Here is a 6,000-nt window from a genome sequence, read left to right as displayed (position 1 = left end):
TCCGGCGCAGCCGGTCGTACATCTGGGCGAGGAACGTCGTCTTGCCCGAGCCGGGTCCACCCAGGGCGACGACACTGAAGCCGGGCATCGGCCCCCACGAGTGGGCGACGCGCCCGCCGTGGTCGCGCCGGCCCGGACCGTCCCCTCCGTCGTCGCCTCGGTCCGGCCCGGCCGGCGGTGCCTGCGCACCGAAGTTCGCGACCGGCGGCCGGTACGCCGCGCCCGCCGGCTCCAGGCGGGACGCCACCGTGTAGGTGGCCCGCCCGAACGGCCGGTGGTCGTCGCTGGCGATCGGACGGAAGTACGACTCGCCGGTCCGGTGGTGGTAGGCGGCGATTCGGCGGCGCAGGCCGGCGGCCGGGCCCGTGCCGGTCAGCGAAGGCACGTTGGCCAGTGCCCGGGCGTGGCCGATGAGCAGCGGGTCCCCGGCCGCATCCAGCAGCGGCAGGAGCGCGGCCGCGGCCGCCGGCGCGACCGCCGCCGCAAGTGTGGCCGGACGGCCGAGCTGGCCGGCGGCCTCGACGACCAGCGGGTGGATGGTCCACGCGTCCCCATCCTGGGCGGCGAACCCGCCGCGGCGCAGCCGGTCGAGGCTGTCCACAACGTCCTCCACGGTCGTCGTGGGGTCGACGGCCGTGAGCACATCGCGGACGAGCGCCGCCGGGACCGGTGCCGGGTCGAGCAGGCCAGCCAGGACGATCACGGTCCGGTCGCGCTCGCCCAGCGGGCGCAGGGACTCCGCGATCACGCCCAGGATGTTCGCGCCGGCGTCCGCCGAGGTCAGGGTCCGGGCGTAATCGGCGTACGAGCGCAGCCCCTCCCCGCCCCGCATGCGGGCGGCGACGACGCTCAGCGCGAGGGGGTGGCCGCCGAGGCGCTCCACGATCGACAGCGCGGCGGCCCGGTCGGCGGGCGTCACCGGCCGGGCGGCGTCGAGCACGGCGAGCCCGTCCTCGGGCCAGACACCGTCCAGCGCGACCACGGGGCCCGCGGTGTGCCGCCGGGCGGTGAACAGCATCCGGGCCCGGCGGGCCGGGAGCGTGAAGTGGGCGAGCTGCTCGGCGTCGAGGTCGTCGGGCAGGCCGTCCACCACCCACAGGAACGCCTCGCCGGCGTCGTCGAGGTGCTCGGCCAGAAGCATGGCCAGCCGGTCGGGGTCCTCCCCGCCGACCGGCAGCCCGACCGACCTGGCCAGCTGCCGCACCTGGTCGGCGTGGCGGGCGCGGGCGGCCGGCAGCCCACCGGCGCCCTCGACGCCGACCCAGAAGATGCCGCCCGGGTACGCATCGCCGAACAGCCACGCGTACCCCTTAGCCAGGGACGTCTTGCCGATGCCGGCTATCCCCGTAAGTACCGCCGCCGGCCCGGTCCAGGTGTCAAAGGTTAGCGGCTTGTCCACCCCGCTCAGCGCGTTGTGCACCCGCCACAGGTCGGCGAACCGGCCGCTGTAGCCTGGCTGCCCCGGCACCCGCCGGGGCAGCCAGCGCGGCGGGTCGAGCCGCCGCACGGTCTGCATCGGCTGCGGATGGGCGGCCAGCTTGCGACGGACCTGCCCGGGCAGCTCGGCGAGCTGCCCGGGCCGCAGGAACTTCACGTCGGCGACGACGTACGGCACGATGTGCCGCTCGTCAGCCTCCGGGTTGATGATGAGCAGGCGGCCGCTCGCGTCCCCCTCGGCCGCGCCGGCCAGAGACGCATGGACAAGCTCCCACTGGCGGGCAGAGCGGCGGTTGTAGGCGGCGGAGTAGACCACGACCACGATCCGGCTCGCGCCGAGCGCGGCGATCAGCTCGTCCGAGATGCGTGCCCCGCCGGGGAGGTCCGCGTCCATGTAGACGCTGATCCCGGCGGCCTTCAGGACGTCGTAGGCGCGCTGCGCCACCTCGGGGTGCCCCTGCCGGCTGAAGCTCAGGAAGACGTCGTGCCCAACCTTTTCTCCGTGGTTCCCGTGCCGCGGCACAACGTCAATATCTTCGGGAACGGTTGAGTGTTGATTGTCGGAGAAGGCCTGGCGCAGGTCTAGGTCGGTGCTTCGGCCAGGGGCGCCGGTTGCCGCCTCCGTTGGCCACCCGAGCAGCAGCATCGCAGCGCGAACAGTGCGCAGCGGCAGGGCGGTGCTGCGGGCGACGTCCTGGGCGGTCCAACGCGCCGCAACCTTCTCGACGGTGGACCGCTCGACCGCGGCGACCTGCGCGAGAAAAGCGGCGGTCCGTGCGGTGGTGGCAGGATCGGCAGCCGTTGGTGGTGGCGGTGTACGCCAGGCGAGCCACAGCCCAGTCCGCACCAGGTGCGGCGCGATCCGTTCGGCGAGGGAGCCCTCGACAATCGCACCGTCGGCGACGAGGTCGGCCGGGAGGAGCAGGTCGTGGTAAGCGGTGGCGAGCATCGGTGGCCAGGTGACCCGGCGGCCGCCCGGGACGATCGTGCCGGTGCGGGCCGTGGCGAGGGCTGCGACGTCGGGGTGGTCGGGCAGGAGGCGCAGCAGGCGGTCGACGACAGCTGCGTACAAGGTCATGTTCGGATCGGTGGTCCGGCGTAGCAAGTGGGCGGCGAGGACGCCGAGTATCGGGTTGGTGTCCGCCCCGTCCGTGAGCCACGCGGACACGGCGTCGGCGGGGTAGGTTCCGCTGCGACGGCGCAGTGCGGCGAGGGCGGTTTCGACGGCGGCGGCGCCGGGGTCGTCGGCGCGCCACGGCTGGTCGGCGGGCATGAGGTGGACCGACATCTCGTGGGTGTCGCGCAGGTCGCCGTGCAGGCAGAAGAGGATCGTCTGCCAACCGGCCATGAGGTACAGCGGGATCTCGATGTCCTCGGGCATCCGGATCAGGTGCCCGCCGGGCGGAAGGTTCGCGCTCCACGAGGCGATGTTGGTACCGGCGGTCCGCCAGCCGTGCCGCCAACTTGGTACCGGGTGTCCGTCCGCGTCGATCAGGCCCAGCTCGGCGAAATGAGCTCGCTGGCCGAAGGGACGGTCCTGGCAGATGACCACGACCAGCGATGCGAGTCCAGCAACGGCCTGGCTGGCGGCGTGCGCGCTCGCGGCCTCAGCCTCGGCCAGGTACACCGGCCGGTCCTCGACCGATATCGTCACAGGGGCGACGGTGTGCAGCGGTACGGTGGCGTTCTCACGCCGGACGGTGCTGCCGGGTGCGACGAGCACGACCTCGGTTGAGGCGGTGTCGCCCGCGCGTCGCTCGATCCGGTACAGCCCGGGCGGCACGCCGACGTCGAGGTGCCCGCAGCCGGTGGCCACGACAGCGAGATCCGCGTTGCAGACTGTGAACTCCACGCCCGGCTGCGCAGCGTTGAGCACGATCCGGCCCTCAGACGTGGACATCGAGATCCGCTCCCGCGACCGTGATCCCGGCCAACTGCGTGGCCGAACCGTGGCTGACGACCGCGTACAGTCCGGCACGTAGCTGCCGCACCCACGGCCCGTCGGCCGGGTTCCAGGTGCCGAGCACCTCCAGCCGTCCGCCGAGCAGGTCGACCGGGCCCGGGGTGCCGGAAGCGAACGTGATCGTGACCCGTCGAGCGATGTCGTCGGACGTGCCGGGACCGAAGACGACGTCGTCGTCGCCGTTGAGCTCGGCGCGTTGGTCGTGGCCGTGCGCGGCGGCCAGTTGCGGGACGGTGTCGGCGATGTACCGCCGCAGCGCACCCCAGGTTGGGTCCGGGCGTGGGCGGCGCAGGCCGCTGAGCAGGGCCTCGGTGAAGTAGCCGCGGCGCTGGTCGGGCTGATCGGCGACTGGGCCCTCGAACGCCTCCCGGCCGAACTCAGCGCCGTACCCGACCACGATGCGGACGACGTTCTCGATCTCTCCCGGCTCGGTGAACGGTGGGCCGAATGCGGCGGCGCCGTCGATGCGGTTGCGGCAGCAGTCGGCGAAGAGCACGAGCTCGCGGAAGCGTCCGCTGCGGCGGTACCACTGGGCGTAGCGCCGCAGGTCGAGGCAGTGGCCCAGCTCGTCGAGGCTGACGTTGGCGGCGAACAGCGCCCCGTCGCTGCCGTCGGGCAGCATGCCGTGACCGGCGACGAACAGATACAGCCTGGTTCGCTTCCAGACCGTCGGGTCTGCCGCGACGCGGGCCTCGACTGTGCGGTTCAGGTCGCCGAGCGCCCGAACGATCTCGGCGACCGCTGGCTTCGCGTCGTAGGCATGCAAGACTTCGGTGCCAGAGGCCGGCACGACCCGTATGTTGTCCGGCGGCAGCGCGCCGCCTGCAGGGTCCCGCAGCCATTCGGCGAACAAGGCGGCGTCGCCGACCGGGCCGCGCAGGTCGCCGAGCGCCGGGTACCGGTTGATCCCGACGACCACTGCGTAGTGCGCGTCATGCATCGTCGCCTACGACCAGGCGGCCGAGACTTTCCAGGATCAGCGGGTCCTCGTCGAAGTCGCCGTGGCGCACCGCGGCGGCGCGCAGCGCCGCTGGTGCGTCCGGTGGGGACGGCGACCACACGACACGGTGCTGGCCGTCCTCGAGCATGAAGTCGCGCACCTGGACAAGGTCCTTGGTCGCGTCGTCGCCGAGCCGCACGTATCGGGCCATGCCGGCAAGTGGCACACACGCCGAGCTGCCGGAGGTGTCACGTTCGAACAGGCCCGATACGAGGTACAGCAGCGAACGGGGATAGAACGCGCCGAGCAGCCGGTCAGCCCGCTCGGCGTCGTCGGTCATTGTGAACATCCGGAACCGGGCGAAGGTGTCGCGGTGCTCTCGCAGCACAGCAGCGAAATGCCCGCTCGTGCAGGCCGGCGCGAGGAACACGACGTTGCGGACCCGCAGGTCGGCCGGCAGCGTACCGGCGGCCCGCAGCCGACCAAGGTCGGTGAGCAGGTTGTCGATGAAAACCGCACCCGTGCTGTGCCCGACCAGCGTGAGCTCCGGCCGGTTGGCGCCCACCTTCGACAGTGCAGCGGCCAATAGGTCCATGAACAGTCGCCCACCACGCGCCGGCTCGGCGGCGACGAAAGTGTCGCTCGTGTCGCCCTTCATCGCCGCCCACACGGCACCACCGACGTCGGCGAGGTAAAACTCGCGCAACAGCTCCTCGACGACCGTCGCGTAGACCCCGTGGTCGCTGGCGTCCCGGTAGCGCCGAACGACCCGCACCAACACCGCCGCGCATTTGCGGGCAAGAACTGTAGTGCTGATCAATCCTCGCGCCTGGGGTTCCCCACCGGCGAGCTCGGCGAGCACCTCACGGTCCATACGGGTCGTACTACGCTCGCCCGCGCCCGCCGACCGGCTCGCCGCGTCACCCTCCAGGACGGCCGCAAGGTCGGCCCGCAGCACGGGGTCCGCCTCGACCGCCCGGGCGAACTGCTCGCGTTCACGGTCGGTCACGCCCGTGACACCGTTCCGGACGGGCTGCTCACTAAACGGCTCCCGGTCGAGAGACCGGCCATGCAGCTGGACGTCCGCCTCATCGCCGGAAACCGGCGCAATGCCGGCAACACCCCGGCCGCCGCCCTGCTCCCGAAGCTTGCCCACCGCGAACCGAAGGACCCAGCGCAGCATCCGCTGAAACAGGTCCTCGGCCAGAATCTCCTGCAGATTGCCGGTGACCGATTCGAGCAGCCCGCTGCGCCACACGAAGAACACCGGCACGGCGCTGGCGCGCTCGTACACGGGAGCGAGCCGCTCAGCGATCGCGAAGCCCGCGGCCTCGTCGACAAGGCCACCATGGAAGTGCAGCACAACCTTCCGTGCGCTGGCAACGTCATCGACGATGGCCCGCAGCTGCTCAGCCGTGGTCGACCGCAACTGCCCGTGTGGGCCGGTGTGGATGACATGTCCTCCCATAGGGGGCAGCATCTCATCGCATCGGTCATCGCGGATGTGCGCGACGACGAGATTCGGCCAGACAGTGCCGAGTCTGAGCCGAACGTCAAGTCGTCACGTCGAGGCGGGTGAGGCGATCCGGGACTACGGACCGCGCACGCCAGAGCACCCACGTCGAGCGCATTACTGATCGCAACCGCAGGGCTTGCGTGG

Annotated in this window: 3 protein-coding genes; all 3 read right to left on the bottom strand. The window is 72.0% G+C overall.

From position 1 onward, the window contains the following. The coding region (locus ABZS66_RS44895) for a TIR domain-containing protein (protein WP_354769006.1) at positions 1 to 3,337 on the bottom strand (3,337 nt) is incomplete at its 3' end. Further along, on the bottom strand, positions 3,324 to 4,340 hold the full coding sequence (locus ABZS66_RS44890; protein WP_354769004.1) for a caspase family protein: 1,017 nt from the start codon (positions 4,338 to 4,340) through the stop codon (positions 3,324 to 3,326). The genes ABZS66_RS44895 and ABZS66_RS44890, both read right to left, overlap by 14 nt. After that, positions 4,333 to 5,808 carry a hypothetical protein gene (locus ABZS66_RS44885; RefSeq protein WP_354769002.1) on the bottom strand — a complete coding sequence of 492 codons (1,476 nt, stop codon included), beginning with the start codon at positions 5,806 to 5,808 and terminating at the stop codon, positions 4,333 to 4,335. The genes ABZS66_RS44890 and ABZS66_RS44885 overlap by 8 nt, the downstream gene beginning before the upstream one ends. Between the last annotated feature and the right edge of the window lie 192 nt (positions 5,809 to 6,000).

It is taken from the genome of Dactylosporangium sp. NPDC005572, from assembly GCF_040605515.1.
Taxonomy (GTDB): Bacteria; Actinomycetota; Actinomycetes; order Mycobacteriales; family Micromonosporaceae; genus Dactylosporangium.
Note: the sequence above shows the minus strand (reverse complement) of the source record. Positions and strands in the feature narration are given on the sequence as shown.

Excerpts from the sequence above, each read along its gene's own strand:
- ABZS66_RS44890 (WP_354769004.1), bottom strand. The coding sequence starts at position 4,340 with ATGCATGACGCGCACTACGCAGTGGTCGTCGGGATCAACCGGTACCCG.
- ABZS66_RS44885 (WP_354769002.1), bottom strand. The coding sequence starts at position 5,808 with ATGGGAGGACATGTCATCCACACCGGCCCACACGGGCAGTTGCGGTCG.